18 protein-coding genes and 1 pseudogene are annotated in these 25,951 nt (G+C 71.4%); 5 read left to right on the forward strand and 14 right to left on the reverse strand.

All coding sequences use genetic code 11. The annotated features are described in order from the left end of the window. Positions 1-80 precede the first annotated feature (80 nt). From VFV21_RS00365 to mtnA, 4 genes are all read right to left on the reverse strand, one after another. Positions 81-872 (reverse strand): hypothetical protein, encoded by a 792-nt coding sequence (locus tag VFV21_RS00365; protein ID WP_329667596.1) that lies wholly within the window; start codon positions 870-872, stop codon positions 81-83. Further along, entirely contained in the window at positions 869-2,938 is a 2,070-nt protein-coding gene (locus tag VFV21_RS00370) for a PDZ domain-containing protein (protein ID WP_329667597.1), read from the reverse strand. The genes VFV21_RS00365 and VFV21_RS00370 overlap by 4 nt, the downstream gene beginning before the upstream one ends. Before the next feature lie 125 nt (positions 2,939-3,063). Continuing rightward, complete coding sequence (gene gyrA / locus VFV21_RS00375) at positions 3,064-5,676, reverse strand: DNA gyrase subunit A (protein WP_329667598.1); 2,613 nt, start codon at positions 5,674-5,676, stop codon at positions 3,064-3,066. A gap of 136 nt (positions 5,677-5,812) precedes the next feature. After that, positions 5,813-6,862 (reverse strand): S-methyl-5-thioribose-1-phosphate isomerase, encoded by a 1,050-nt coding sequence (gene mtnA, locus VFV21_RS00380; RefSeq protein ID WP_329667599.1) that lies wholly within the window; start codon positions 6,860-6,862, stop codon positions 5,813-5,815. Positions 6,863-6,925: 63 nt separating this feature from the next. Between mtnA and VFV21_RS00385 the strand changes: the two genes are divergently transcribed. Continuing rightward, positions 6,926-7,687, forward strand: coding sequence for a hypothetical protein (locus VFV21_RS00385; RefSeq protein WP_329667600.1), 762 nt, complete (start codon positions 6,926-6,928; stop codon positions 7,685-7,687). A 1-nt stretch (position 7,688) separates the two neighbouring features. On the opposite strand, the gene VFV21_RS00390 is transcribed toward VFV21_RS00385, so the two are convergent. The 9 genes from VFV21_RS00390 to VFV21_RS00430 form a co-directional block, all read right to left on the reverse strand. Further along, positions 7,689-8,255, reverse strand: coding sequence for a DUF3011 domain-containing protein (locus tag VFV21_RS00390; RefSeq protein WP_329667601.1), 567 nt, complete (start codon positions 8,253-8,255; stop codon positions 7,689-7,691). 113 nt (positions 8,256-8,368) lie between these two features. Then, entirely contained in the window at positions 8,369-9,337 is a 969-nt protein-coding gene (gene epmA, locus VFV21_RS00395) for an EF-P lysine aminoacylase EpmA (protein WP_329667602.1), read from the reverse strand. 46 nt (positions 9,338-9,383) lie between these two features. Next, positions 9,384-11,510 carry an NAD-dependent DNA ligase LigA gene (gene ligA / locus VFV21_RS00400; protein ID WP_329667603.1) on the reverse strand — a complete coding sequence of 709 codons (2,127 nt, stop codon included), beginning with the start codon at positions 11,508-11,510 and terminating at the stop codon, positions 9,384-9,386. 9 nt (positions 11,511-11,519) lie between these two features. Next, on the reverse strand, positions 11,520-12,293 hold the full coding sequence (gene zipA, locus VFV21_RS00405) for a cell division protein ZipA (protein WP_329667604.1): 774 nt from the start codon (positions 12,291-12,293) through the stop codon (positions 11,520-11,522). A 74-nt stretch (positions 12,294-12,367) separates the two neighbouring features. Beyond that, positions 12,368-15,865 (reverse strand): chromosome segregation protein SMC, encoded by a 3,498-nt coding sequence (smc, locus tag VFV21_RS00410; protein ID WP_329667605.1) that lies wholly within the window; start codon positions 15,863-15,865, stop codon positions 12,368-12,370. A gap of 200 nt (positions 15,866-16,065) precedes the next feature. Continuing rightward, entirely contained in the window at positions 16,066-16,341 is a 276-nt protein-coding gene (locus VFV21_RS00415) for a BolA family protein (RefSeq protein WP_329667692.1), read from the reverse strand. Between the two features lie 2 nt (positions 16,342-16,343). Next, positions 16,344-16,643: a YciI family protein gene (locus VFV21_RS00420; RefSeq protein WP_329667606.1), complete on the reverse strand. Its 300-nt coding sequence runs from the start codon at positions 16,641-16,643 to the stop codon at positions 16,344-16,346. A gap of 9 nt (positions 16,644-16,652) precedes the next feature. Next, positions 16,653-18,554, reverse strand: a complete 1,902-nt coding sequence (locus VFV21_RS00425) for a S9 family peptidase (RefSeq protein WP_329667607.1) — start codon at positions 18,552-18,554, stop codon at positions 16,653-16,655. A 77-nt stretch (positions 18,555-18,631) separates the two neighbouring features. Next, entirely contained in the window at positions 18,632-20,563 is a 1,932-nt protein-coding gene (locus VFV21_RS00430; protein WP_329667608.1) for an alpha/beta hydrolase family protein, read from the reverse strand. A gap of 112 nt (positions 20,564-20,675) precedes the next feature. Here VFV21_RS00430 and VFV21_RS00435 point away from each other — a divergent pair, with 112 nt between their 5' ends. The 4 genes and pseudogenes from VFV21_RS00435 (at position 20,676) to rluB (ending at position 24,858) form a co-directional block, all read left to right on the forward strand. After that, entirely contained in the window at positions 20,676-21,302 is a 627-nt protein-coding gene (locus tag VFV21_RS00435) for an L-threonylcarbamoyladenylate synthase (protein WP_034210912.1), read from the forward strand. Positions 21,303-21,411: 109 nt separating this feature from the next. Further along, entirely contained in the window at positions 21,412-22,344 is a 933-nt protein-coding gene (locus VFV21_RS00440) for a ScpA family protein (protein WP_329667609.1), read from the forward strand. Between the two features lie 19 nt (positions 22,345-22,363). Next, positions 22,364-23,185, forward strand: a pseudogene (gene scpB, locus VFV21_RS00445) (SMC-Scp complex subunit ScpB); the annotation flags it as partial. A gap of 5 nt (positions 23,186-23,190) precedes the next feature. Then, entirely contained in the window at positions 23,191-24,858 is a 1,668-nt protein-coding gene (gene rluB / locus VFV21_RS00450; protein ID WP_329667610.1) for a 23S rRNA pseudouridine(2605) synthase RluB, read from the forward strand. 294 nt (positions 24,859-25,152) lie between these two features. Here the strand turns inward: rluB and VFV21_RS00455 are convergent, their stop codons facing one another. Then, positions 25,153-25,950 (reverse strand): amidohydrolase, encoded by a 798-nt coding sequence (locus tag VFV21_RS00455; protein WP_329667611.1) that lies wholly within the window; start codon positions 25,948-25,950, stop codon positions 25,153-25,155. Between the last annotated feature and the right edge of the window lies 1 nt (position 25,951).

Genomic DNA, 25,951 nt, shown 5'->3' on the forward strand with positions numbered 1-25,951 from the left:
GCCGGCTCCCGGGGGGTGGCGGCCAGTATAGGTCGCCGCCCGCGCCGGCATGGCGCCACGGAATCGCCGATGCGAAGCGGTCAGCGCCCCGCGACGGGCAGCTTCGCGGCCTGTGCGGTGGCGGCGGCGACCTTGTCGATCGGCGTCATCCGCAGCGCCATGTCCGCGAAGTCCAGGCCCAGGCCGGTGCCGCGCTGGCGGGTCACCGCGGCCAGGTCGATGTCCACGTAGCCCATCGGCCGGCCGTCGTGCGAAAAGGCCAGGCCGGGCACGCCGTCCACCAGCAGGCGGAAGGTCGGGTTGCGGGTTTCGCCCAGCACCAGGCCCGGGCGGAACACCGGCACCGCGCCCCACTCGTCCGAGGTGCGCAGCAGCGAGAAGAACACCATGCCCGACTCCGGGCCGACGCCCTTGGCCAGGTCCACGAAGGGCAGCGCGCCCGGCGGCTTGCGCAGGCGCAGCCAGGCCAGGCCCAGTTCGCCGTCGCGCGTGACCAGGTCGGCCGGCAGCCAGTCCTCGCTGTCGGCCAGTCGCACGCGGAAATCGCTGGAGGTGGCGACCGGCGAGGCCTGGCCGGGCGTGGCGTTGCCCAGCGAAGCGAAGTCGACGCTGACCGCGCGCTCGGGCACCAGCAGCAGCCCGTCGGCGCTGACCACGATGGCCTGGGTGCGGTCCTCGATGCTCTGCTCGTTGCCCGAGCTGGTCACCGACATCACGAATTTCACCGTCACCACCGCACCGGCGTGGCGGTCGACCAGCTCCCGGTAGATGGCGCGATAGTCGTCGAATCCGGCGTCCGGCGTGGCGGCGGGCAGCGCAGCGGCGAACGCCAGCAGCCCGGCGGCCGCGAACAGGCGAAGCATCGGGGTCATGGCGTCTCCGTGAGCCAGTAGCGTTCGAGGTAGAGGATGCGGGTCTCGCCGCCGCGGATCACCTGCAGCGGGATGACGCTGCCGTTGCCCTTGGCCAGCGCCGCGTCCAGCGCGGCGGCCAGGCCGGGCGGGTCGCGCACGTCCTCGCCGGCCAGGCTGATGATGATGTCGCCGCCCTGCAGGTGGGCCAGGCCGGCCGGGCCGCCCGGCTCGACGCCGTCCACCACCACGCCCTGGCGCGAGGCCGGCAGGCGGCGCGCGGCGCGGTCGTAGAAGCCGAGCTCGCGCAGCTGCGCGCGCAGCTTGGCCAGGGCCAGCGTGCGCAGGCCGGAGGTGTTCACCGGCGACTCGCCCAGCGTGACCTCGAAGCTGCGCGGCTTGCCGTCGCGCAGCGCCTGGAACACCGCCTCGCTGCCGATCGGCAGGTCGCGCACGCGCTGGTGGTAGCCGTCGGCGGCGGTTTCGTTGGCGGCGCGCAGCGGCGTGTCGTTGATGCCCGTCAGCAGGTCGCCGACGCGGGCGCCGGCGGCGGCCAGCGGGCTGCCGGGATACACCCGGATGATGCGGTAGCCCGTGGCCTGGAGGCCGAGGTCGCGGGCGAGCGAGGCCGTGACCGGCTGCACCTCGACGCCGGACCAGGCCTTGGCCAGTTCCGGCAGCGGCGTGCGCAGGCGGTCGCCGTGGATCGGCACCAGCACGGCGAGCCGCTGCTCGGCCTCGCGCTGGAACTCGACCACGAGCGGACCGCCAGACGGCGACGGCGCGCCCGCGACGGCGTCGAGCTCGGCCAGCGTGCGCACCGGCCGGCCGCCGACGCGGCGGATCACGTCGCCCGGCGCCAGGCCGGGCCGCGCGATGGCCGCCGGGCCGCCGGGGCGGACGCCCGTGACCAGCAGGCCTTCGGCGCCATCGAGGTTGCGGCGCCGGCCCATCGCCGGCGTCAGCGGCTTGAGCGAGACGCCGAAGGGCGCGAACGCGCGCTCTTCGCCCGGGTCCTCGGCCTGGGCATCGGCGAGCAGGCGCAGCTCGCTGCGGCGGCCGTCGCGGTCGATGCCGAGGCGCAGCGCTTCGCCGGCCGGCAGTTCGGCGATGCGGCGCTGCAGCGCCGGCACGTCCACCGGCTGGCGCGCGTCCACGGCTTCGCCCTGCAGCGTGAGGATGCGGTCGCCGGCGCGCAGGCCGGCTTTCTCGGCGACCGAGCCGCGCTCGACCGCGTTCACCAGCACGCCGCGGTCCAGGCCCGTGCCCTTGAGCGAGCGCAGCCGGAACCCGAACTGCGCGCGGGTGATGCGCCCGTCGGCCACCAGCGCTCGCACCACGTCGCGGGCGTCGGGGCCCGGGATGGCGAACGCGAGGTCGCCGCCGAAGATCATGCCGCGGGTGTTCACGCCGACGATGCGGCCGGAGAGATCCACCAGCGGCCCGCCCGAGTTGCCCGGGGCGATGGCGGCGTCGTGCTGGATCCAGGCGTAGTAGCGGCCGGTGGGCTCGTCCACGCCGAGCCGGTCCTCGTAGTCGGCTTCGTCGTCGAACAGCGACACCAGCAGGCGCCGCGGGTTGTTCACCACGCCGGCGCTCATCGAGTTCGACAGGCCCCAGGGCGCACCCATCGCAAGCACGGTGTCGCCGGGCTGCAGGTCGAGCACGTCGGCGAATTCGGCGTGGGCGAAGGTCTCGGGCTTGGGCGGCAGCGCCTGGAGCACGGCGAGGTCGGACAAGGTGTCGGTGCCGACCAGGCGCGCCGGCAGCTCGCGGCCATCGGCGAACACCACGCGGAAGCTCTTGCCGTTCTGGGTGACGTGGGCGTTGGTGGCGATGTGGCCCTGCGGGGTCACCACGGTGCCGCTGCCGCTGGAGACGCTGAGCACGGGCTCGCCCTGCTGGTGGTCCTCGCGCACGGTGAGGATGCTCACCACCACCGGCAGCACGCGGTCACGGGCCGCGCCGATCCGGTCGGCATCGCTGGCGCGGACGCGGGCCGACGCATCCTGCCGTGCCGCCACCGGCGTGGAAACCAACAGCCAGGCCATGGCCAGGCCCGTCACGACGCAACGAACAACACCCATTCGACTCTCCCTGTTGAACCACGGGGCCGGGTTCCGAACCCGACCCCGCGCCATTCGCTACAGGGTACAGGCGGCGCCGGAAGTTCCGCGAGGCGGGGCCAGGTTCTTCACCTGGCCCCTGGGCTTCAAGCCTCGGGCTGGGGCTGCGAGGGCTCCGTGACGGCCGCGCCGGGACTGGCTTCCTCGTCGTCCACCTCGAGCACGTCCACGCGCTCGACCGCGATCAGCTTCTCGTCCTGGGCCACGCGCATCAGCGTGACGCCCTGGGTGTTGCGGCCTACCTGGCTGACTTCCGAGGCGCGGGTGCGCACCAGCGTGCCCTGGTCGGAGATCAGCAGGATCTCGTGCTGCTCGGTGAGCTGGATCGCGCCGACCAGCTCGCCGTTGCGGTCGCTGGTCTGCATCGCGATGACGCCCTGGGTGCCGCGGCCCTTGCGCGGGAACTCCGACACCGCCGTGCGCTTGCCGAAGCCGTTCTCGCTGGCGGTCAGGATGTCGCCGTCGCCGTCCACCACGATCATGGACACGACCTTGGCGCCCTGCCCTTCCTCGTCTTCCTTCAGGCGCATGCCGCGCACGCCGGTGGCGGTGCGGCCCATCGGGCGGACCTCGGACTCGTCGAAGCGCACGGCCTTGCCGTTGCTGGCGAACAGCATCACGTTGCGCTCGCCGTTGGTGAGCTGCACGTCGACCAGGCCGTCGCCCTCGTCGAGGTTGATGGCCCAGATGCCGGTGGAGCGCGGGCGGGAGTAGTCGCTGAGCGGCGTCTTCTTGACCGTGCCGTCGCGGGTGGCGAAGAACACGAAGTGCTCGGAATCGAACTCACGCACCGGCAGCACGGCCTGCACCTTCTCGCCTTCCTGCAGCGGGATCCAGTTGATGATCGGACGGCCGCGCGAGTTCGGGCCGGCGTCGGGCAGCTGGTAGACCTTGAGCCAGAACACGCGGCCGGTGCTGGTGAAGGTGAGCAGCGTGTCGTGCGTGTTCACCACCCACAGGCGGTCGATGAAATCTTCTTCCTTCACCGCCGTGGCCGAGCGGCCCTTGCCGCCGCGTTTCTGGGCGCGGTAGGTGGTGAGCGGCTGGCGCTTGGCATAGCCGGCGTGCGAGAGCGTGACCACCACGTCCTCGGACTCGATCAGGTCCAGGATGTCGAGGTCTTCCTCGCCCGGGCGGATCTCGGTGCGGCGGGCGTCGGCGTATTCCTCGCGCAGGTTGCGCAGCTCGGTGCGGATCACCTCGAGCAGCACGTCCGGGTTCTCGAGGATCTCGATCAGGCCGCGGATGACCTCGAGCAGCTGCTTGTACTCGTCGGTGAGCTTTTCCTGCTCCAGGCCCGTGAGGCGGTGCAGGCGCATCTCGAGGATCTGCTGGGCCTGGACCTCGGTGAGCTGGTAGCCGTCGGCGACCAGGCCGACGCCGGCCGGCAGGTCTTCCGGGCGCGAGGCCTCGGCGCCGGCCGCGGCCAGCAGCGCGCCGACCAGGCCGGGCTGCCAGGTGCGGGCGAGCATGCGCTCCTTCGCGACCACCGGGTTTTCGGAAGTCTTGATCAGCTCGATCATCTCGTCGATGTTGGCGAGCGCGACCGTCAGGCCCTCGAGGATGTGGGCGCGGGCGCGGGCCTTGCGCAGCTCGAAGATGGTGCGGCGGGTCACCACCTCGCGGCGGTGGCGGATGAAGGCCTCGAGCATCTGCTTGAGGTTGAGCACCTGCGGGCGGCCGTCGACCAGGGCCACCATGTTGATGCCGAACACCGACTCCATCGGCGTCTGCAGGTAGAGGTTGTTGAGCACCACCTCCGCCGAGTCGCCGCGCTTGACCTCGATGAAGATGCGCATGCCGTCCTTGTCGGACTCGTCGCGCAGCTCGCTGATGCCCTCGAGCTTCTTTTCCTTGACCAGCTCGGCGATCTTCTCGATCAGCCGCGCCTTGTTCACCTGGTAGGGCAGCTCGGTGACGATGATGGCCTCGCGGCCGTTGTCCTCGTTGACCTCGACCTCGGCCTTGGCGCGCATGCGCACCCGGCCGCGGCCGGTGTGGTAGGCGGCGTGGATGCCGGCGGCGCCGTTGATGATGCCGGCGGTCGGGAAGTCCGGGCCCGGCACGTACTGCATCAGGTCGCCGATGCTGGTGTCGGGGTCGTCGATCAGCGCGATGGTGGCGTCGATTACTTCGCCGAGGTTGTGCGGCGGGATGTTGGTGGCCATGCCGACCGCGATGCCGGCGGAGCCGTTGACCAGCAGGTTCGGGAAGCGCGACGGCATCACCGTCGGCTCGAGTTCCTTCTCGTCGTAGTTGGGCTGGAAGTCGACGGTGTCCTTGTCGATGTCAGCCATCAGCTCATGCGCCAGGCGCGACATGCGCGCCTCGGTGTATCGCATGGCGGCGGCGGAGTCGCCGTCGACCGAGCCGAAGTTGCCCTGGCCGTCCACCAGCAGGTAGCGCAGCGAGAACGGCTGCGCCATGCGCACCAGGGTGTCGTACACCGACTGGTCGCCGTGCGGGTGGTACTTGCCGATGACGTCGCCGACGATTCGGGCGGACTTGTAATAGGGCTTGTTGCTGTGGGCGCCGAGCTCGTTCATGGCGAACAGGACGCGGCGGTGCACGGGCTTGAGGCCGTCGCGGACATCCGGGAGGGCGCGGCCGACGATCACGCTCATGGCGTAGTCGAGGTAGCTCTTGCGCATCTCGTCTTCGAGGTTGACCGGGATGATTTCCTTCGCGAGATCTGCCATTCGTGCTTCCGTAATCGACGTTCGGGCGGGTGCCGCGGCCAGGGCCGCGGACGAGGGCTTTCAGGGACGCGAAATCATAACAGAAACGGCCCCGCGGAGGGGCCGTTTTGAAGCCGAAAAACAAGCACTTAGGCCCTCATCCGGGTCCGAAAAGCGCCTGCATCCGGGCCCGGTCCGGGGCCATCACCACGCCGCGCTCGGTGACGATGGCATCGATCAGCCCGGCGGGGGTCACGTCGAACACCGGATTCCACGCCTGCACGCCCTCGGCGACCGTGCGCGTGCCCGCCATGGACAGCAGTTCGGCGGGGTCGCGCATCTCGATCTCGATGTCGTCGCCGTGCGCCGTGGCCATGTCCACGGTGGACGAGGGCGCCACCACCATCACTTTCGCCCCGTGGTGGCGGGCGGCGATGGCGTGCGAGTAGGTGCCGATCTTGTTGGCGGTATCGCCGTTGGCGCATATGCGGTCGGCGCCGACGATCACCCACTGCACCGCGCCCGTCTTCATCAGGTGCGCGGCGGCGCCGTCCGCGATCAGGGTGGCGGCGATGCCGTCCTGCAGCAGCTCCCAGGCGGTCAGGCGCGCGCCCTGCAGCCAGGGCCGGGTTTCGCTGGCGAAGACCTGGCCGATGCGGCCTTCGGCGACGCCGGCGCGGATCACGCCGAGCGCGGTGCCGAAGCCGGCGGTGGCCAGCGAGCCGGTGTTGCAGTGGGTCAGCACGCCGCTGCCGGGCTCGATCAGGGCCGCGCCCAGCGCGCCCATGCGGCGGTTGGCGGCGAGGTCCTCGGTTTCGATCGCGCGGGCCTCGGCCTCGAGCACCGTGCGCCAGTCGGCGCCGGCGCCGGCCAGGACGCGGCGCAGGCGGGCCAGGGCCCACATCAGGTTCACCGCGGTCGGGCGCGCGGCCTGCAGGCGGTCCAGCGCCGGCGCGAGCCTGGCCAGCGCGGCGGCGCCATTGGCGGCGTCGACGCCGCGCGCGGCCAGCACCGCGCCCCAGGCCGCGGCGATGCCGATGGCCGGCGCGCCGCGGACGACCAGGTCGTGGATGGCGCGGCCCACGGCCTCGCTGTCGCGGCAGGCCACCTGCTCGACCACGAAGGGCAGCCGGCGCTGGTCGAGCAGCGACAGGTGGTCGCCCTCCCAGCGGATCGGGCGGATGCGGTCGTAGCGTTCGAAGTCCATGCGCGGGTCCGTGCGGCGGGGGCCGTGAGTTTACCAACACGGGCGCCGCGCTATGCTCGGCCCATGAGCACCCGCCCTGCCCGCCCCCGAACGCGCAAACCGCCGCCGCTCGACGCCGGCATCGAACCCCTGCTGCACGCGGCCTGCGTCAAGGCCGGCGCCGGCGCCGCCCTGCAGGTCGGGCTCGATCGCGTGCCCCTGCTCAAGCCCTTCCTGCCGGTCGCGATCCGGCGCGCGGGCAGCACGGAATCGGCCGAGGACATCCAACGCAAGCTGGTCGAGGCCATCTACCGCCGCTACAAGCTCAAGCCCGCGGGCTGGGAAGTCGAAGGCGTGCTGGCGGTGGCGCAGACGCAGGCGGTGCTGAGTCCTCTGGCGACGCGCGAAGGCCTGCGTTCGCTGCTGCGCGGCTGGCTGCCGGCGGCGGTGAGCGGGCCGCTGATGCGCTATACGCCGCTCGAGCCACTGGTCACTGCGACCGTCCGCGCGGTGGCCTCGACCTGGGCCGCCGGCCGCTATGCCGACAGCGTCTGCCGCCTGCGCAAGGCCGGCGCCGACTGGCTGCCGGCGCCGCTGGCCGGAGCCCTGAACCTGGCACCGTCCACGCTGAAAGCCTGGAGCGCCGAGGCGCTGGCGCTTGCCATGCCGCCGCTGAAACTGGCCGGTGCGCTCGGCCGCCAGCTCGGCAAGGCCGTTTCCGCGGGCGCCCGCCCCGCTCCGCCGCGCAAGACGGCGGGCATCGCGCCGCCGGGGCGACCCAAGAAAAAGCCGGCGCCTCCAAAGAAGGCGCCGGCCAAGGCTCGCGTCCGCCAGCGGACGCCGTGAGTCAGTAGACGATGAAATCAGCGCGGCAGCCGCGGTCGACCCAGATGCCGCGACGGCTGAAGCCCCAGCCCTCGCCGTAGGTGCAGTCGGCCTTGCTCAGCCGGCGCTCGATGTCCACCGATTCAATGCGGCCGCCCGGCACCGGGCAGAAGTTTTCCCGGCCGCGGATCGACTCGCAGCGCACGACGCGCGGCCCGTAGTCGGGACGGTCGTAATCCGGACGGCCGTAGCCGGGACGACCCGGGCCATGGCCGTAGGCGCCGCCCACCTCGAACTCGGCGCGGCAGCCGCCGGTGACCCAGATGCCACGACGGTCATAGCCCCAGGTGCGGCCTTCGATGCAGGGCCCCTTGTTGTTCGAGACCTGGCGCGCCAGGCGCACGCCGCCGCGGGTGTCGACCGGGCAGAAGCGATCGCGGTAGTTGTCGGAGTTGCAGCTCACGATCACCTGCGCTGGCGGTCGCGGGTAGTCGCCGCGATAGCGCGCGTCGTAGCGGTCGGTGGCCTGGGCGGCCAGCGGCAGCGCCGCGGTGGCGAAGGTAACCAAGGCGAAGAGGATGCGGTTCATGGCGTGGCTCCGAAGCGGCGGCCGACCCGGCTGCCTGCCCGCAAAGCTTAAGGCACGACCATGAACTGGCGGTCAATCCGGCCCCGGGGGCGCGGCGCGCGCTTACCCGCGATTCATGCCCTTTCGAACGGGAAGGCCACCACGTCGGCGATCCTGTCGGTGCCCATCAGCGCCATCATCAGCCGGTCGATGCCCAGCGCCACGCCGGCGCAGGCCGGCAGCTTTGGCAGGCTGGCCAGCAGCCGCTCGTCCATCGCCGGCAGGCGGGCGTTGCGGGCGCGGCGCCGGGCCAGGTCGGCCTCGAAGCGGGCGCGCTGTTCGGCGGCGTCGTTGAGTTCGTGGTAGCCGTTGGCCACTTCCAGCGGGCCCAGGAAGGCCTCGAAACGCTCGGCCACCGGCGGGTCGCCGGGACGCAGCCGCGCCAGCGCGCACTGGCTGGCCGGGTAGTCGTAGACCAGCAGGATGCGGCTGGCCGAGATGCTGGGCTGGATGAGGTGGGTCATCAGCAGGTCCAGCCAGTCGTCGCGGGTCAGGCCCTTGGGGTCGATGTCGTAGACGCCCAGCGGCGAGCGCAGCGCCTCCTCGGGCGCGGTCAGCGGGTCGAAGCCGAACTTGTCGAGGTAGAGCTGCCGGAAGCTGGTCTCGCGAACGGTGGCGCGGCGGCCCGCCAGCGCCATCGCGGCCTTGAGCAGCTCGGCGGTCTCGTCCATCAGCCGATGGTGGTCCCAGCCAACGCGGTACCACTCGAGCATGGTGAATTCGGGGTTGTGGCGCTTGCCGGCCTCGCCGTTGCGGAACACGCGGCCCAGCTCGTAGCAGTCGCCCACGCCCGCGGCCAGCAGGCGCTTGAGCGGGAATTCGGGGGACGTGCGCAGCCAGCGGGCGCCGGCGCCGGCGGCCTTGGGGCCGTCGAATTCGAGCGCGAAACTCTCGATGTTGGGATCGGTGTTGCCCGATGCCGACATCACCGGCGTCTCGACCTCGAGCACGCCGCGCTCGGCGAAGAAATGCCGGACCAGCGCGTACAGCTCGGCGCGCAGGCGCAGGGCCTTGAGGTTGGCGGTGGGCTTCCAGTCCTTCATGCCAATACTCTACGCCCGGCCAGCCGCGGCCGGACGCACCCGCGGCTCAGCCGGCGGGGTTGGCGTTCAGGAATTCGAGCAGGCGCGCCTCGTCCCAGACCTCGATCCCCAGCTCGCGGGCCTTGTCGAGCTTGGAGCCGGCGGCCTCGCCGGCGACCACGAAGCTGGTCTTCTTGGAAACGCTGCCGGCCACCTTGGCGCCCAGCGCCTGCAGGCGGTCGCCGGCGGCGTCGCGGCTCATCGCCGACAGGGCGCCGGTCAGCACCACGGTCTGGCCGGCCAGCGGGCCTTCGGCCGAACGCTGCGGCGGGCCCTCGGGCCAGCGCACGCCGGCGGCGCGAAGGGCCTGCACCACCTCGCGGTTGTGCGGTTCGGCGAAGAAGCCGGCGATGCGGGCCGCCACCACCGGGCCGACGTCGGGGATCTCGACCAGGCTGGCCTCGTCGGCCGCCAGCAGCGGATCGAGCGCGCCGAACCAGCGCGCCAGGGTGCGGGCCGTGGATTCGCCGACGTCGCGGATGCCGAGCGCGAACAGCAGGCGCTCGAGCGAGGTGTCCTTGCTGGCGGCGATCGCCGCGACCAGGTTCTCGGCCCACTTGCTGGCGATCTTGCCGGCCTTGACCGTCTCGGGCACGGTGCCGTCGCGCTCGTCGGCGCGCTGCTTCATCTCGAGGAAGCGCTCGACCGTCATCGCGTACAGGTCGGCGACGGTGGCGACGTAGCCGAAGTCCACCAACGCCTCGATGAAGGCCTCGCCCAGGCCTTCGATGTCCATGGCCTTGCGCGAGGCGAAGTGCACCAGCGCCTGCTTGCGCTGCGCCGGGCAGAACAGGCCGCCGGTGCAGACGATGGCGGCGCCCTCGGCGTATTCGGTGCCCCCGGCCTTGGTGGTCTTGAGCACCTTGCGCACCGCCTCGGTGTGCGAACCGCAGGCGGGACAGGCGGACGGGAATTCGTAGGGCGCGTGCAGCGGCTCGCCGCGCGCGTCCAGCGGACGTTTCTCCACCAGCACGCGGACGACCTCGGGGATCACGTCGCCGGCGCGGCGCACGATCACGGTGTCGCCCACGCGCACGTCCAGGCGCGCGATCTGGTCGGCGTTGTGCAGCGTGGCGTTGGTGACGACGACGCCCGCGACCTGCACCGGCGCGAGTCGCGCCACCGGCGTCAGCGCGCCGGTGCGGCCGACCTGCACCTCGATCGCCTCGACCGTGGTGAGCTGCTCCTGCGCCGGGAACTTGTGCGCGATGGCCCAGCGCGGCGCGCGCGAGACGAAGCCCATCGCGCGCTGCTGGTCGTGCGAGTCGAGCTTGTAGACCACGCCGTCGATGTCGTACGGCAGCGCGTCGCGGCGCGCGCCGATGGCGGCGTAGTAGTCGAGCAGGCCGCGGGTGCCGCGTGCCACGGCGACATCCGGCGACACCGGGAAGCCGAAGCCGCGCAACGCCTGCAGCACCTGGGAATGCCGCGGCGGCAGCGCCCAGCCCTCGGTGACGCCAAGGCCGTAGGCATAAAAGGACAGCGGCCGCGAGGCCGCGATGCGCGGATCGAGCTGGCGCAGCGACCCGGCCGCGCCGTTGCGCGGGTTGGCCAGCACCTTGCCGCCGGTCTCGCGCATGCGCGCGTTGTAGGCCTCGAAGCCGGCACGCGGCATGTAGACCTCGCCGCGCACCTCCAGCACCGCCGGCGCGTCGCCGCGCAGCTTCAGCGGGATGGCCGCGATGGTGCGGAGGTTGGCGGTGACGTCCTCGCCGGTGGCGCCGTCGCCGCGGGTGGCGCCGCGTACGAACACGCCGTGCTCGTAACGCAGGCTGATCGCCAGGCCGTCGAGCTTGGGCTCGACCGAGAACGCGGGCTCGGCCTCGCCCAGCTCGCGCGCGATGCGCTGGACGAACTCCCCGACTTCCTCGTCGGAGAAGGCGTTGTTGAGCGACAGCATCGCCTGCGCGTGCGTGACCTGTTCGAAGCCGTCGAGCGGCAGCCCGCCGACGCGTCGGGTCGGGGAATCGGGCGTGCACAGGTCGGGGTGGGCGCGCTCGATCGCCTCGAGCTCGCGCAGCATCGCGTCGTATTCGGCGTCCGGGATGGCCGGGTCGTCGAGCACGTGGTAGCGGTGGTTGGCGTCTTCCAGCCGCGCGCGGAGTTCGGCGGCGCGGTCAGCGGGCGTGGTCATCGCCGGGCCTCAGCGCGTGGTCCGCAGGTCCCACTTCTGCTGCTTGCGGTCGTAGTTGCGCAGGTCCTCGCGGATGTGCGCGATGCGCTGGCGGCCGAGCGCGTTGCGCTCCTCGTCCAGCAGCACGCCGTCGAGCAGCTCGGCCATGCGCTGGGCGGTGGGCAGCATCGCGTCCCAGGCGTCGAGCGCCGACAGCGGCCCCGGCAGCGCCATGAAGAAGCTGATGCCGGGCGTGCGCAGGTCCTGGATGTTGGCCATCTCGAACGAGCCGGGCTTGACCAGGTTGGCGACCGAGAAGATCGGGCCCTGCTCCGGGTGGTTGTCCACCAGGCGGTGGAAGATGTTCATGTGGCCGTACACCAGGCCGGCCTTCTCGGCCGCGACCACCAGGTCCGGGCCGTGCAGGGCCTGGCCCGCGCGCGCGGCCAGGAAGACGCTGACGACCTTGTCGAAGTTCTCGTCGGGGCGGGCGCCCGGCAGCGGGGCCGGGGCCGGGCGGCGGTCGGGGACCTCTTCGCCGGCCAGGGTTTTCTCCAGCAGGTCGAGCTCGGACTGCTCGATCGCGGCGGCTTCGTCGCCGGTGCCGGCGTCGGCCTCGAGCAGCTCGCGCAGCGTGGGCTCCTGGCGCGGGCCCCCGGCCGCCTCGCTGCGCGCCGGGGCGGTGCGCTTGCCCTGCGGGCCCGCCGGTTTGCGGCTGGTGTACACGATGACCGCGAACAGCACCAGCGCGGCGACGCCGATGGCGATGCGCAGCAGCGTGGTCTCGCTGAGTCCGTCGAGCATGGTGCCTCTCCCTGTCTGGCGTCGGGCCGGATCCGCGGCCCGCGTTGGAATGATGCCCTAAACCGGCGGCGCGGTCAGGCCGCGCCCACCAGGCGGGTGGCCTCGGCCAGGTCGACCGAGACCAGGCGGCTGCAGCCCGGCTCGCGCATGGTGACGCCGGAGAGCTGCTTGGCCGCTTCCATCGTCGCCTTGTTGTGGGTGACGAACAGGAACTGCACCTTCTCGCTCATCTCGGTGACCATGCTGCTGAAGCGGCCGACGTTGGCTTCGTCGAGCGGCGCGTCCACCTCGTCGAGCAGGCAGAACGGCGCCGGGTTCAGGCGGAAGATCGCGAACACCAGCGCGACCGCGGTCAGCGCCTTCTCGCCGCCGGAGAGCAGCGAGATGTTGGAGACGCGTTTGCCGGGCGGGCGCGCCATGATCGAGACGCCGGTGTCGAGCAGGTCCTCGCCGGTGAGCTCGAGGTAGGCGTGGCCGCCGCCGAACAGGCGCGGGTAGAGCTCCTGCACGCCGGCGTTGACGCGGTCGAAGGTTTCCTTGAAGCGGCCGCGGGTTTCCTTGTCGATCTTGCGGATCGCGCCTTCCAGGGTTTCCAGCGCCGAGGTGAGGTCGGTGTTCTGGGCGTCGAGGTAGGTCTTGCGCTCGCTCTGCTCGCCGTATTCCTGGATCGCGGCCAGGTTGACCGGCTCGAGCCGGCGCATCTTGGCGTCGATGTCGGCCAGGGTCTTCTGCCAGCCGTCGAAGTCGGCCTGCGCGGGCAGCGCCTGCAGCACCTCGTCGAGCACCAGGCCCGCGGCGACGATGGCCTCGGACAGCTGGCCGGCGCGCAGGGCCAGGGCCTGCTCTTCCATGCGCTTGGCGGAGATGGCTTCGCGCTGGGCCAGCGACTGCTGGTCGCGCTGCTGGCGGGTCTGTTCGTAGCCGCGCATCTCGGCCTCGATGCCGTCGAGCGTGGAGCGGGCCGCGGCCAGGTCCTTCTCGACGATCACGCGCTGGTCGAGCGCGGCCTGGCGCTCGGCCTGCAGCGCCACCACCGGCGCGTCGCCGTCGGCGAGCTGGGCCACGAGCTCGTTCAGGCGCACCTCGAGCTGGGCCTTCTGGCTGCCCATGCGCGCCAGCGACTGGCTCAGCGCGATCACGCGCGCGCGCTGCGACTCCAGCGTGAGCGCCAGCTGGTGGGCGGCGTCGCGGGCCTCGCGGGCACTGTTGCGGGCGGCGTCGCGCTGCTCGCCGAAGCTGCGGCGCTCGGCGTCCAGGCGCTGGCGCTCGGCCTCGAGGTCGCCCATCTTCGCCACCGCCTGCTCCAGGCGGGCGCGGGCCTCGCGGGCGTTGGCCTGCGATTCCTCGAGCGTGGTGGCCAGCGTGGCCAGTTCGGCATCGATGCGGGTGACGCGGGCCTGGGCGGATTCCAGGCGGCTCTTCTGGCCCTGCAGCTGGCCGGCGAGTTCGGACACGCTGCGGTGCGCGAGGTACAGCGCACGCTGGGCGTCCTCGCGGTGCTGCTCGGCCTCGAGCAGCTTGTCGCGCATCGAGGTCAGGCCTTCGTTGATGGCCTGCTCGCGCTTGCCCAGCGCTTCGATTTCGGCGCGCAGGGCCTGGATCTCGCGCTCGCGGGCCAGCGCGCCCTGCTGGGCCTCGCCGCTGCGCAGCACGCGCAGCCAGCCGGCGCCGAGCCATTCGCCGCCACGGGTGATGACGGCTTCGCCCTGCCCCGGCGTGACCGCGCGGGCTTCGGCGGCGGATTCCACGGCATGGATGCCGGCGAGCAGGCGGCGCACGGCGGCCGGGCCCTGCACTTTCGCGGCCAGCGAGCCGGCGGGCACGGACACGGATTCGGTGGAACTGCTCACCAACGCTACGCGGCCCTGGCCGAGGCTGGCCAGCGCGTCGAGCCAGTCGTTCGGGGCATCGACGGTGACGGCTTCGAGCAGGCTGCCGAGCACGGTTTCGACGGCGGTTTCCCAGCCGGCCTCGACCGTGAGCATTTCGCCGAGGCGGCCGTTGCCGTCCAGGCCCTGCTGCCGGAGCCAGTCGAGCGCGACGTTCTTTTCCTGGCCGAGCGCGGCGTGCTGCAGCGCCTCGAGCGAAGCCAGGCGGCCGCGCGCGGCCTGGCCCTGCTTGCGCACGTCGGCGAGTTCGGACTGCTGCTGGCGCTGCTGTTCCTGCAGCGCGCTCAGCGCGGCCTTGCGCTGCTCCAGCGTATCGCCAAGGCCATCGAGGCCGGCCTTCTGCTGGTCGTGGTCGGCGACCAGGCGCGACAGCGCCTCGGTGACCGCGGTGGTGTCGAGGCCGCTGCGCTCGCCGGCCAGCGCTTCGCGCCGGCGGCCCGCGTCCATGGCCTGCTTCTCGAGGTACTCGATCTTGGTGCGCTCGACCTCGGCCCAGCGCGCCGCCTCGGCCTGGGCCTTGGCGTAGGTGTCCCAGCGCTGCTGCCAGTCCTGCAGGGCCGCCTCGGCGGCCTTCAGGGCGTCCTGGCGGCCGGTGTCCTCGCTGCGCATGGCCTCGAGCCGGGGCTCGGCGGCGGCGATGGCGTTGTGCAGCTCGGCCAGCTGGCGCTCGTCGCCGCTGATGTGTTCGCCGACCTGGGCGAAGGCCGCGTCGGCCTCGGCGCGGGCGGTTTCCAGGCGCTGGCGCAGCTCGCGCTGGTGCTGGATCTGCTGTTCGATGCGGGCGAGCTCGCCGCCGACGCGGTAGACCTCGGCCTGGGCCTTGCCCAGCGCCTCGCTGGCTTCGCCGTGCTGGCTGCGGCAGGCCTCGATCTGGGCCTCGGCCTGGCGCTGGTCGGCCATCAGCGACTGCAGCTTGATCTCGTCCTGGGTCAGGGTGTCGTGCAGGGCCTTGAGCTGGCCGTCGTAGCGGCGGAACTCGAGCGCCTTGAGCTGGGCGTCCTTGTTCAGGCGCTCGGCCTGCAGGGCCTGGTACTGCTCGGCGGCGCGGGCCTGGCGCTTGAGGTGCTCGAGCTGCTTGTCCACTTCCTCGCGCAGGTCGTTGAGGCGGTCGAGGTTCTCGCGCGTGCTCTTGATGCGCGACTCGGTTTCCTTGCGGCGCTCCTTGTACTTGGAGATGCCGGCGGCTTCTTCCAGGTAGACGCGCAGGTCCTCGGGCTTGGCCTCGATGATCTGGCTGATCATGCCCTGCTCGATGATCGAGTAGCTGCGCGCGCCCAGGCCCGTGCCCAGGAACAGGTCGGTGATGTCGCGGCGGCGGCAGCGGGCGCCGTTGAGGTAGTAGTTGCTCTGGCCGTCGCGGCTGACCGAGCGCTTGACCGAGATCTCCGCGTAGCGCGCGTACTCGCCGCCGATGCTGCCCTCGGAGTTGTCGAAGATCAGCTCGACCTGGGCCTGGCTGACCGGCTTGCGGGTGGATGAGCCCGAGAAGATCACGTCGGTGAGCGAATCGCCGCGCAGGCGGCTGGCCGAGCTCTCGCCCATCACCCAGCGCACCGCGTCGATGATGTTCGACTTGCCGCAACCGTTCGGACCGACCACGCCGGTCATGTTGGTCGGCAGGTGCAGCACCGTGGGGTCAACGAAGGATTTGAAGCCGGAGAGCTTGATCGTGGAAAGGCGCATTCGTCGGGGTTCTCAAGCAGCCGGCCAGTAGTCGCCGGCCACGGGACGCCGGGGGCGGCCCGCCGCAGGGTCGATGGGAAGCTCGCGGGCGGGTCCGCGGCTCGGCCAAGTCGTTGATTCCACTGGCAGAGCGCGATCCCCGGCACGCGGCCGACGGGCAGTATAACAGCGGCTTCACCCGCCTCCGCGAGTGCCCGGGCTCAGGCCTCGGACGGGGTGCGGGCCTGGATCGAGAGGGCGTGGATGTCGGTTTCCATCAGCCCGCCCAGGGCCGCGTAGACCCGGCGGTGGCGGGCCAGCGGCGCCAGCCCGGCGAAGGCCTCGCTGACCACCGTGACCGCGAAGTGGCCCCGGCCGTCGCGGGCCCCGGCGTGGCCGGCGTGCTTGTGGCTCTCGTCCACCACCTCCAGCGCCAGCGGCGCCAGGGCCGCCTCGAGCGCGGCACGGATCGCGGCCGGGCGCTGGTCGCGCGGCAGGCTCACGGCAGCACCAGGCGGAAGGGACTGACGTCCACCCGCGCGTAGACGCCGCCGACCAGGTAGGGATCCTCCGCGGCCCAGGCGTTGGCCTCGGCCAGCGAGCCGAACTCGGCCACGATGACGCTGCCGGTGAAGCCCGCCGGACCCGGGTCCTCGGCATCGATGGCGGGCAGCGGGCCGGCCAGCTTCAGCCGGCCCTGGTCGCGCAGCGCCTCGAGCCGGGCGAGGTGGGCGGGCCGGTGCAGCTTCCGGCCAGCGAGCGAGTTCGGCAGGTCGATGCCGTGGATCAGGTACCACATGGTTGTTCCTCAGGGCGCGGCCGGGGCCGCGGCGGGTTGGCCGGCGTGGGCGTCGAGGAAGGCGAGCACGCGCCGCGCCCAGTCCAGCCGGTTCTTCATCTGATAGTAGCCGTGCGCCTCGAGGTCGTATATCGCCACCTGCGGCTCGGCGTCCGCGGCCTTGAGCCCGGATTCCATGGCGCGGGTCTGCTCCAGCGGCGTGGTCTCGTCGAGCGAGCCGGCGCCCAGCAGCACGGGGTCGCGGATGCGGTCGGCCAGCCGCGCCGGCGAAATGGTCTCGAGGTCGACCTCGCCCAGCGCGGTGTCGAAGTAGTCGCGGCCGTAGCGCGTCGCGGACCGCACCTTGTACATCTTCACCAGGTCGTAGACGCCGACGTTGCCGATGCCGCAGGCGTACAGGTCGGGCTCGCGCACCAGGCCCATCATGGCCGAGTACGCGCCGTAGCTGGCGCCGTACAGGCAGATGCGGTCCGGGGCGGCGATGCCCTGCTCGATCGCCCAGCGGGTGGCGTCGGTGACGTCGTCCTGCATCTTCGCGCCCCACTCGCCGTTGCCGGATTCGCGGAAGGCGCGGCCGTAGTTGCCCGAGCCGCGGAAGTTGACCTGCAGCACGGCATAGCCGCGGCTGGCGAGCAGCTGGGTCTCGGCATCGAAGCCCCAGCGGTCGAACACACCCTTGGGGCCACCGTGCGGCATCACCACCAGCGGCACCGGCTTGCCGCCGGCGTCGCGCGGCACGGTGATGAATCCCTCGAGCTCCACGCCATCGCGCGCCTTGAACATGAAGGGGCGCATCGGCGCCATCACGTTCGGATCATGGCGCTCGTTGGCGGCAATCACGAAGGATGCCTCGCCGGTCTGGTGGTCGACCCGGTAGTACTCGCCGGAGTTGATGTCGGAGCTGACGAAGTAGATGCCGGTGCGGCCGTCGCGGGTATACGAGGTGGGCGTGACGTAGGAACCGGGGAAGGCGCGCATCACCCGCGCCAGCGACTTGGCGAACGGGTCCTCGGGCGCGATCCACTTCACCTCGGGCTTGCCGGCGTAGTACACCACGCCGATCACGCCGCCATCGAGCGGCGAGCGCAGCACGTGGCCCACGTCCACCCGCGCGTGGCGCGCGACCAGGGTGCGCTCGCCGGTGGCCATGTCGTAGGCGTAGACGCCGTCGGGGCCATCGTCCTCCTCGATGATCAGGTAGGCGGTCTTGTTGTCGGCCGAGAAGCCGCGGAAGTAGAGCTGGACGCCAGTCTCTTCCTCGACGTTGATCTCGCGCCACTCGCCGTCGGGGTCGCGCTGGAACTGGCGCGACCGGATCTCGTAGTCCTTGTAGCCCGAGGCGAAGCGCACCACGCCGGCGTTGTCGGAGTGGTAGCTGCCGTGCTCGAGCGGGTGCTTGACCTGCTCGCCGACGAACTTGCCGGTGCTGACGTTCAGCTTCACTAGCCGCGGCGAGCCGCCGGCGCTCTGGCGGATGACCTGCACGTGGTCGTCGTCGTCGCGCAGGGTGTGGTGCAGGAACGCCAGCTCGGTGACGACCGGTTTCGCGTCGCTGCCGTCGGCGTTCATCTTGTACAGCCGGCCGCTCACGCGCGGCGCGGCCAGCGGGCCCATGCGGCGGGCGTCGGAATACACCAGCTGGCGGTCATTGACCCAGTTCACGTCGATCACGTGGGTCTCGGCCTTGAACATGGCGTAGCCGCTGCGCTTCATGTCCGAGCGGCGCAGCACGACCAGTGCCGTGCGGTCCTCCAGCGGCACCGTGGCGGCGTAGTGCTCGCCGTCGGGCGAGATGATGAGGTCGGCGATGTCACCGGGCGCGAGGAAGGCCTCGGGCGGGAGTGGCTGGGCCGCGCGGGCACCGGGGACGAGGAGCAGCGCCAGCAGGAAGGCAAAAGGCAGTCGGATCATCCGCGAGGTCCAGGATTGGCCAGCCTCGCAACATAGAGCAGCCGCCCGCCGGGGGGAATGGGAAAGTGTCGCGCGGTTCACTCGCCGGCGGCGGCCGGCGCACTCGCGGCGCCGATGTGGGTATCGAGGAAGGCCAGCACCCGTTCGGCCCAGTCGCGCCGGTTCTCCAGCTTGTAGTAGCCGTGGGCTTCGCCCTTGTAGATCACCACCTCGTGCGGCACCTTCGCGGCCTTCAGGCCACGCTCCATCGCCCGCGTTTGCGCCACCGGGGTCACCCGGTCGAACTCGCCGGCCCCCAGCAGCACCGGCGCCCGTATCCGGTCGGCGAGGCGCGCGGGCGAGATCGCGGCCATGTCCACGTCGCCCACCGTCGTGCCGAAATAGGCATCGCCGAACTTTGTGTAGCGCGAGTCGTAATACTCGCGCTGGACGTCGTAGAGCCCGACGTTGCCGATGCCGCACCGGTAGAGCCCCGGCTCCCGGACCAGGCCCATCATCGCGGCGTAGGCACCGTAGCTGGCGCCGTAGATGCAGATCCGCCCGGGCTCGGTGACGCCGTTGTCCAGGGCCCACTGCGTCGCGTCGGTGAGGTCATCCTGCATCTTCGCGCCCCACTCGCCGTTGGCCGCCTCGCGGAAAGCACGCCCGTAGTTGCCCGAGCCCCGGAAGTTGACCCGAAGCACGGCGTAGCCCCGGCTGGCCAGCAGCTGGATCTCGGCGTCGAAGGCCCAGCGGTCGAATATCCCGGTGGGGCCGCCGTGCGGCATCAGCACCAGCGGCGCCGGTGCGTCGCCGGCGGCCAAGGGCATGGTCAGGAATCCTTCGAGCTCGAGGCCATCGCGGGCCTTGAACCGGAAAGGCCGGGTCGGCGCCATCCGGCGGGGGTCGATGTGGAGGTTGCGCAGCGCGATCGGGGTGGCCTCGCCGGTTTGGTGGTCCACGCGGTAGAACTCGCCCGGCAGGACGTCCGAGCTGACCACGTAGATGCCAATCCTTCCGTCCGCGGTGTAGGACGTCGGCGTGACGTAGGCGTCGGGGAAGGCCCGGCTGATCTTCAGCAGCTCTTTTGCAAAGGGGTCGCCGGGCTCGATGATTTCGAGCTTGGGCTTGCCGTCGAAGTACTCGACCGCGATCACGCCGCCGGTGACGGGCGAATACAGCAGCCGCCCGATGTCCACCCGGGCGTGGCGGGTGACCAGGCGATGCTCGCCGCTTGCCATGTCGTAGGCGTAGAGGCCATCCGGGCCCTTGGCCTCCTCCTTGATGAAATAGGCGGTGCCGTTGTCGGCCGAGAAACCCTGGAAATACCAGGGGAAGCCGCTGTCCTGGCCCGAGTGGACCTTCCGCCACTCGTCCCGCTCGTCCAGCAGGTATTGGCTGGGTTGGATGTCGGCGACGGGATAGCCGCTGGCCAGGCGCAGCTTGCCTGCGTTGTCGGTGTAATAGGTGCCGCCGTGCAGCGGATGCTTGTACTGCTTGCCTTCGGTCTTGCCGGTATTGATGTCCATCCAGGCCAGTCGCGGCTGTCCGGCGCCGCCGTAGCGGATGACCCGTACCAGCCGCTCCTCGCCGCGCTGCACGCCCCCGAGCGCCGCGTACTCGCGCGACACCGGCGACATGTCGCTGCCGTCGACGTTGACGCGATAGAGCCGGTTGCTGCGCCGCGGCGCCTCCAGCCTGCCGAACCGCCGCGCTTCGGAATAAACCAGCTGCCGATTGTTGACCCAGGCCACGTCGATGACGTGCACGTTCTCGGGGAACGTGACCTGCGCGGTGCGCTTGAGGTCCGACCGCCGCAGCACCACCAGCACGGTCCGGTCTTCCTGCGGCACGGTGACGGCGTAGTGCTCGCCGTCCGGCGACACCAGCAGGTCGTTGAGTTCGTCGTTCGCCAGGAACGCATCGAGCGGCAGCGTCCCCGCTTGCGGCGTCAGCGGCATCGTTTCGGCGGACGCCGGCGCGGACAGCACCAGCGCGGCGAGCAGGGCGAGGAGGCGGATCCGGGTCATGCGCTCAGGGCCGGCGGGAGGGACTGCCCGGAATTTATCGAAGCGCCCCGGCCGGGGGAACGCGAATTTGTCCACCCTCGCCCGCCGCCCCCGGCACAGGGCACAATCGGGCATGGCAGATCGCTTGCACGTCCATCCCGTCAACCCCCAGTCCCGCCTGATCGACAAGGCGGCCGCGGTGCTGAAGGCCGGCGGCCTGGCCCTGGCGCCGACCGATGCGGGCTACGCCCTGGTCTGGGGGCTGGAGTCCAAGGCGGCCGAGGAGCGGGTCCAGCGCCTGCGTGAACTGGACAGCAAGCACCCTTTCACCTTACTCTGTCGCCAATTGAGTGAGGCCGGCCGCCTGGCCCGGCTCGACGATCCGGCCTTCCGGCTGATGCGATCGCTGACCCCCGGACCCTGCACGTTCATCCTTCCGGCCTCCGCGGACCTGCCCAAGCGCATCAAGAACAGCGGCCGAAGCAAGCGCCGCGACATCGGCATACGCCTGCCCGACCACGTGGTCACCCGGGCGCTGCTGGAAGCGATGGGCGAGCCCTTGCTGTCGACCAGCCTGTTGCTGCCGGACGAGACCGATCCAGCCAGCCACGAGGCGGAGGTGGTGGCCGAGCGCTGGTTGCGCTGGGCCGACGTGATGCTGGACGCCGAGGACTGCGAGCCCGGCCCCACCAGCGTGGTGGACTGCACGGGGGACGCCCCCGAGGTCGTCCGCCAGGGGTTCCATCCCGTTGCACTGTAAGGCGACCCGGCCTGGCCATGACGTCGCGAACCTGCAGTACCGAAGCATCGTTGCACCCCGGCCCCCGCGGGCCAGCTCGACCCGAGCCCAACCTTTGCCCGAGCACTTGATGAGCGAACCCACCGCGATCCCAGCGGAGCAGCCGGCATTCCCGGTCCAGCCGCAGCAGCAGGAAATGCCGCTGGCGGTGTTCAAGGGCCAGCCCGTGCTGCAGATGCCGCAGGACCTTTACATCCCGCCGGATGCGCTCGAGGTCATCCTCGAGGCCTTCGAAGGACCGCTGGACCTGCTGCTGTACCTGATCCGCCGCCAGAACCTGGACATCCTGGACATCCCGGTCGCCGAAATCACCCGCCAGTACGTCGACTACATCGGCGTGATGGAGGACATGCGCTTCGAGCTGGCCGCCGAATACCTGGTCATGGCCGCCATCCTGGCCGAGATCAAGTCGCGCATGCTGCTGCCCCGCCCGCCGTCGGAGGAAGGCCTGGAGGCCGACCCGCGCGCCGAGCTGGTGCGCCGCCTGCAGGAGTACGAGCGCTTCAAGAAGGCGGCCGAGGACATCGACACCCTGCCCCGCCAGGACCGCGACACCGTGGTGGTGCACGCCCACGTGCCCGAGCGCGCCGTGGCCAAGGTGCCGCCGCCGGTGGACCTGCGCGAGATGCTGCTGGCGCTGCGCGACGTGCTCAAGCGCGCCGACCTGTTCACCCACCACGCCATCCGGCGCGAGGCGCTCAGCGTCCGCCAGCGCATGGGCGAGGTGCTGGGCCGGCTCTCGGACGGCCAGTTCCACGCCTTCGAAAGCCTGTTCAACGCCGAGGAAGGCCGGCTGGGCGTGGTGGTGACCTTCCTGTCCATCCTCGAGCTGGCCAAGGAACAGCTGCTCGAGATCGTGCAGGAAGCCCCGCCCGCGCACGCCGACCTGCAGTCGCCGCGGCCGCTGCTGGCACCGATCTACATCAAGTCCCTGGCCGCCGGCGACGGCGAGCCGGAGCTCCCCACCCCGACCTCCGACGGCGTCGACGATGACTACGCCTGAGGAACGCAGCCCCGAGACCATGGACCAGACCCTGATCCGACGCATCGTCGAGGCCGCCCTGCTGGCGGCGCCGCAACCGCTCACCCTGGCCCAGCTGGCCGGCCTCTTCCCCGACGAGGAGCAGCCGCCCAAGGGCAGCCTCGAGCTCGCCCTCGAGGAACTGCGCGAGGCCTGCGCCGAGCGCGGCGTGGAGCTGGTCGAGGTCGCCTCGGGCTTCCGCTTCCAGGTCAAGGCCGACGTGCACGCCTGGGTGGCGCGCCTGTGGACCGAGCGCCAGACCAAGTACACCCGCGCCACGCTCGAGACCCTGGCGCTGATCGCCTACCGCCAGCCGATCACCCGCGGCGAGATCGAGCAGATCCGCGGCGTCAGCGTCAACGCCAACATGATCAAGATGCTCGAAGAGCGCGAGTGGATCCGCTCGGTCGGCCACCGCGACGTGCCGGGCCGGCCCGAACTGTTCGGCACCACCAAGACCTTCCTCGACTACTTCGGCCTGAAGTCGCTCGACGAACTGCCGCCGCTGGCCGAGCTCAAGGACATCCCCGAGCTCGAGCCGCAGCTGCCCTTCGACATGGCGCCGGTGGGCGTCGCCAGCGCCGCGCTGGCCGCCAGCCTCGACGAGGAGGTCGAAGGCGGCGGGCACGCGCTCGACCAGGACGACCACGACGACGAGGAAGGCAATGGCCACTTCGTCGCCGACGAGGAAGACTTCGCCAGCGACGGCGACGAGAACCACTCCGACACCGGCGTCGCCCCGACGACCGATGGCGACGACGCCGACGGCGACGACGCGAACCTTTCCGACCCTGAGGCCGGCGACACCGCCGAGCCGGAGCACAAGTAATGAGCGACAAATCCAAGAAGACCCTCTCCCTTCGCGCCAAGGGCGGCTCGCCCGCGGCCAAGGCCGAGGAGCGGCTGCACAAGGTGCTGGCCCAGGCCGGCCTCGGCTCGCGCCGCGCGCTGGAAGAGCGCATCGCCCAGGGCCTGGTGAAGGTCAACGGTGCGGTCGCGCAGACCGGCCAGTCGGTGAAGGGCGGTGACCGCATCGACCTCGACGGCAAGACCTTCGTCGCCACCGCGCTGACCGAGCCGGCCAGCGTGCTGCTGTACAACAAGCCCGAAGGCGAAGTGACCACCCGCGAAGACCCCGAGGGCCGCCCGACCGTGTTCGAATCGCTGCCGCGCCTGAAGGGCGCGCGCTGGATCGCGGTGGGCCGCCTCGACATCAACACCACCGGCCTGCTGCTGCTCACCACCGACGGCGAGCTCGCCAATGCGCTGATGCACCCGTCCAGCGGCATCGCCCGCGAGTACGTCTGCCGCATCCATGGCGAAGTGCCCGATGACGTGGTGCAGCGCCTGGCCAAGGGCGTGCAGCTCGAGGACGGCCCGGCCAAGTTCGACGAGATCGAGCGGATCGGCAGCTCCGATTCGCACGCCTGGTTCAAGGTCGTGCTCACCGAGGGCCGCAACCGCGAGGTGCGCCGCCTGTGGGAATCGCAGGGCTACAACGTCAGCCGCCTCAAGCGCGTCAAGTACGGCAGCGTGCACCTGCCGCGCCTGCTCAAGCGCGGCCACTGCGAGGAGATGCCGTCCGACCAGGTCGAGAAGCTGCGCGCGCAGTTCCAGCTCGAGCAGAATCCGCCGGTGCTGACGCTGCAGCCGGTGATCGGCCAGCGCAAGTCGCGCCCGACCGAGATCCGGGTCGGCAAGGACCGCAAGCAGGCGTCCTACGTCAACGGTGCGGTGGACGACGAGGCGCGCGAGCTGCGCCGCTTCGACACCTTCCGCGAGGACAAGCCCGGCGGCCGCGGTCGCGGTCGCCCGGCCGGTGGCGCCGGCAAGCCGTTCGGCGGCAAGGGCAAGCGCGGCGCCGGCGGCGGCAAGCCGTTCGCGGGCCCGATGGGTCCCGACGCACCGCGCGGCGCGCGTCCGCCCAAGCCGTTTGGTGCCAAGCCCTTCGCCGGCAAGCCCGGCGGTGCGCCCGGCGGCCCCCGCGGTCCGCGCGACGACAGCTTCGGCAACCGCGCACCCGGTGCGCCGGGCGGCGGCTTCAACAAGAAGCCGCGCGGCCCGCGCGGTGACGCGCAGCCGACGCATGCCAATGCGCACGACAACAACCCGGCCGCGTTCCGCAGCTGGTACGTGCCCGAGGGCGTGGAAACAGGCTCGAAGGTCGCGCCGCCGCGCGGCCAGCGTCCGGGCGGCAAGCCCAGTGGCCCGCGTCCGCAGGGCGGTTCGCCCTACGGCCAGGCGCGTGGCCCGGGTGGTCCCGGCGGCCCGCGTGGCCCGCGTGGCCCGAAGCCCGGCGGCGATGCCCCTTACGGCCATTCGCGCGGCCCGGCCGGCCCGCGCGGCAACGCGCCCGCCGGCGCCAGCCCCTACGGCGGCCCGAAGAAAGGCCCGCGCGGCCCGGTCGACGGCAACCGCGGCCCGCGCCCCGGCGGCGCCGGCGGCCCTCCGCCCTTCCGCAAAAAGCGCCCCGAGGGCCTGCCGTCCGACGATTGATCTCGCGGGGTGGGGGTTCGGAGGTTTGAACGCGGATCAGAGCGGATGGACGCGGATAAACGCGGATAAACCAAAGCGATGAGCTGTGCAAAAAAGGGGTCAGAGTAAATATCTGTTTGAAACAGATATTTACTCTGACCCCTTTTCTTTCGCCGTGCCCCCGTCGGGTTTCGCCGCCAGGCTGGCGAAGTAAGCGCCCGACAAAATTCTTCGTGCGGTTTCCCTATCCGCGTTTATCCGCGTCCATCCGCCCTGATCCGCGTTCGAAACGCCAAGCCCACAAGCACCAGACGATCAGTAAACCTCGAAACGATCGGCGTCGAGGTGGGCCGGAAAGCGTTCGCGGTGGGCGGCGAGTGCGGATGCGGAGAACGTGGTGGTGCCGACGTGCACGCCCTCCCCGAACTCGAGCTGCGGCTGGCCCAGGAAGTCCAGGGCGACGCTGTCGCCGGCGTAGGCGATGCCGTTGCCGTCGGTGCCGGCGCGGTTGACCGCGGCGACGCAGCTCAGGTTCTCGATCGCGCGGGCGCGCAGCAGTGTCTGCCAGGCGTAACGGCGCGGGGCGGGCCAATTGGCGACGAACAGCAGCAGGTCGTAGTCGAAGCGGCCCGGCGCCTCGACGCCAAAGCGGTTGCGGATGAAGACCGGGAAGCGCAGGTCGTAGCAGACCAGCGGGCACACCCGCCAGCCCTTGAGCTCCACCGTGAGGCGATCGCGGCCAGCGGCATAGCGCTCGTGCTCGCGCGCCATCCGGAACAGATGGCGCTTGTCGTAGGACGACAGCCCGCCCTCCGGCGTGGCCCACAGCAGGCGGTTGTACACGCCCTCGCCCACCCGCAGCTGCACGCTGCCGGTGACCACCGCGCCCAGGCGCGCGGCCTGCTCGCGGATCCAGCGCACGGTCGGGCCGTCCATGTCTTCGGCGCTGGCCAGGGCCTCGTTGCTGAAGCCCGAGGTGAAGGTTTCCGGCAGCACCACCAGGTCGGACTGGCCGGCCAGCGGCGCGATCAGGTCGCCGTAGCGTTCACGATTCGCCGCCGGGTCGTGCCAAACGGTATCGCCCTGCACCAGCGAGACGCGGAGGTCCTGCATG

Source organism: Arenimonas sp., assembly GCF_036275555.1.
GTDB lineage: Bacteria > Pseudomonadota > Gammaproteobacteria > Xanthomonadales > Xanthomonadaceae > Arenimonas.

What these genes read in the sequence shown, in the direction of transcription:
- zipA (WP_329667604.1), bottom strand. Translation starts at nt 12,293, where the DNA reads ATGCTCGACGGACTCAGCGAGACCACGCTGCTGCGCATCGCCATCGGC.
- VFV21_RS00390 (WP_329667601.1), bottom strand. Translation starts at nt 8,255, where the DNA reads ATGAACCGCATCCTCTTCGCCTTGGTTACCTTCGCCACCGCGGCGCTG.
- VFV21_RS00365 (WP_329667596.1), bottom strand. Translation starts at nt 872, where the DNA reads ATGACCCCGATGCTTCGCCTGTTCGCGGCCGCCGGGCTGCTGGCGTTC.
- VFV21_RS00425 (WP_329667607.1), bottom strand. Translation starts at nt 18,554, where the DNA reads ATGATCCGACTGCCTTTTGCCTTCCTGCTGGCGCTGCTCCTCGTCCCC.
- ligA (WP_329667603.1), bottom strand. Translation starts at nt 11,510, where the DNA reads ATGACCACGCCCGCTGACCGCGCCGCCGAACTCCGCGCGCGGCTGGAA.
- VFV21_RS00420 (WP_329667606.1), bottom strand. Translation starts at nt 16,643, where the DNA reads ATGTGGTACCTGATCCACGGCATCGACCTGCCGAACTCGCTCGCTGGC.
- VFV21_RS00440 (WP_329667609.1), top strand. Translation starts at nt 21,412, where the DNA reads ATGAGCGAACCCACCGCGATCCCAGCGGAGCAGCCGGCATTCCCGGTC.
- VFV21_RS00435 (WP_034210912.1), top strand. Translation starts at nt 20,676, where the DNA reads ATGGCAGATCGCTTGCACGTCCATCCCGTCAACCCCCAGTCCCGCCTG.
- VFV21_RS00430 (WP_329667608.1), bottom strand. Translation starts at nt 20,563, where the DNA reads ATGACCCGGATCCGCCTCCTCGCCCTGCTCGCCGCGCTGGTGCTGTCC.
- VFV21_RS00385 (WP_329667600.1), top strand. Translation starts at nt 6,926, where the DNA reads ATGAGCACCCGCCCTGCCCGCCCCCGAACGCGCAAACCGCCGCCGCTC.
- mtnA (WP_329667599.1), bottom strand. Translation starts at nt 6,862, where the DNA reads ATGGACTTCGAACGCTACGACCGCATCCGCCCGATCCGCTGGGAGGGC.
- VFV21_RS00455 (WP_329667611.1), bottom strand. Translation starts at nt 25,950, where the DNA reads ATGCAGGACCTCCGCGTCTCGCTGGTGCAGGGCGATACCGTTTGGCAC.
- VFV21_RS00370 (WP_329667597.1), bottom strand. Translation starts at nt 2,938, where the DNA reads ATGGGTGTTGTTCGTTGCGTCGTGACGGGCCTGGCCATGGCCTGGCTG.
- smc (WP_329667605.1), bottom strand. Translation starts at nt 15,865, where the DNA reads ATGCGCCTTTCCACGATCAAGCTCTCCGGCTTCAAATCCTTCGTTGAC.
- rluB (WP_329667610.1), top strand. Translation starts at nt 23,191, where the DNA reads ATGAGCGACAAATCCAAGAAGACCCTCTCCCTTCGCGCCAAGGGCGGC.
- epmA (WP_329667602.1), bottom strand. Translation starts at nt 9,337, where the DNA reads ATGAAGGACTGGAAGCCCACCGCCAACCTCAAGGCCCTGCGCCTGCGC.
- gyrA (WP_329667598.1), bottom strand. Translation starts at nt 5,676, where the DNA reads ATGGCAGATCTCGCGAAGGAAATCATCCCGGTCAACCTCGAAGACGAG.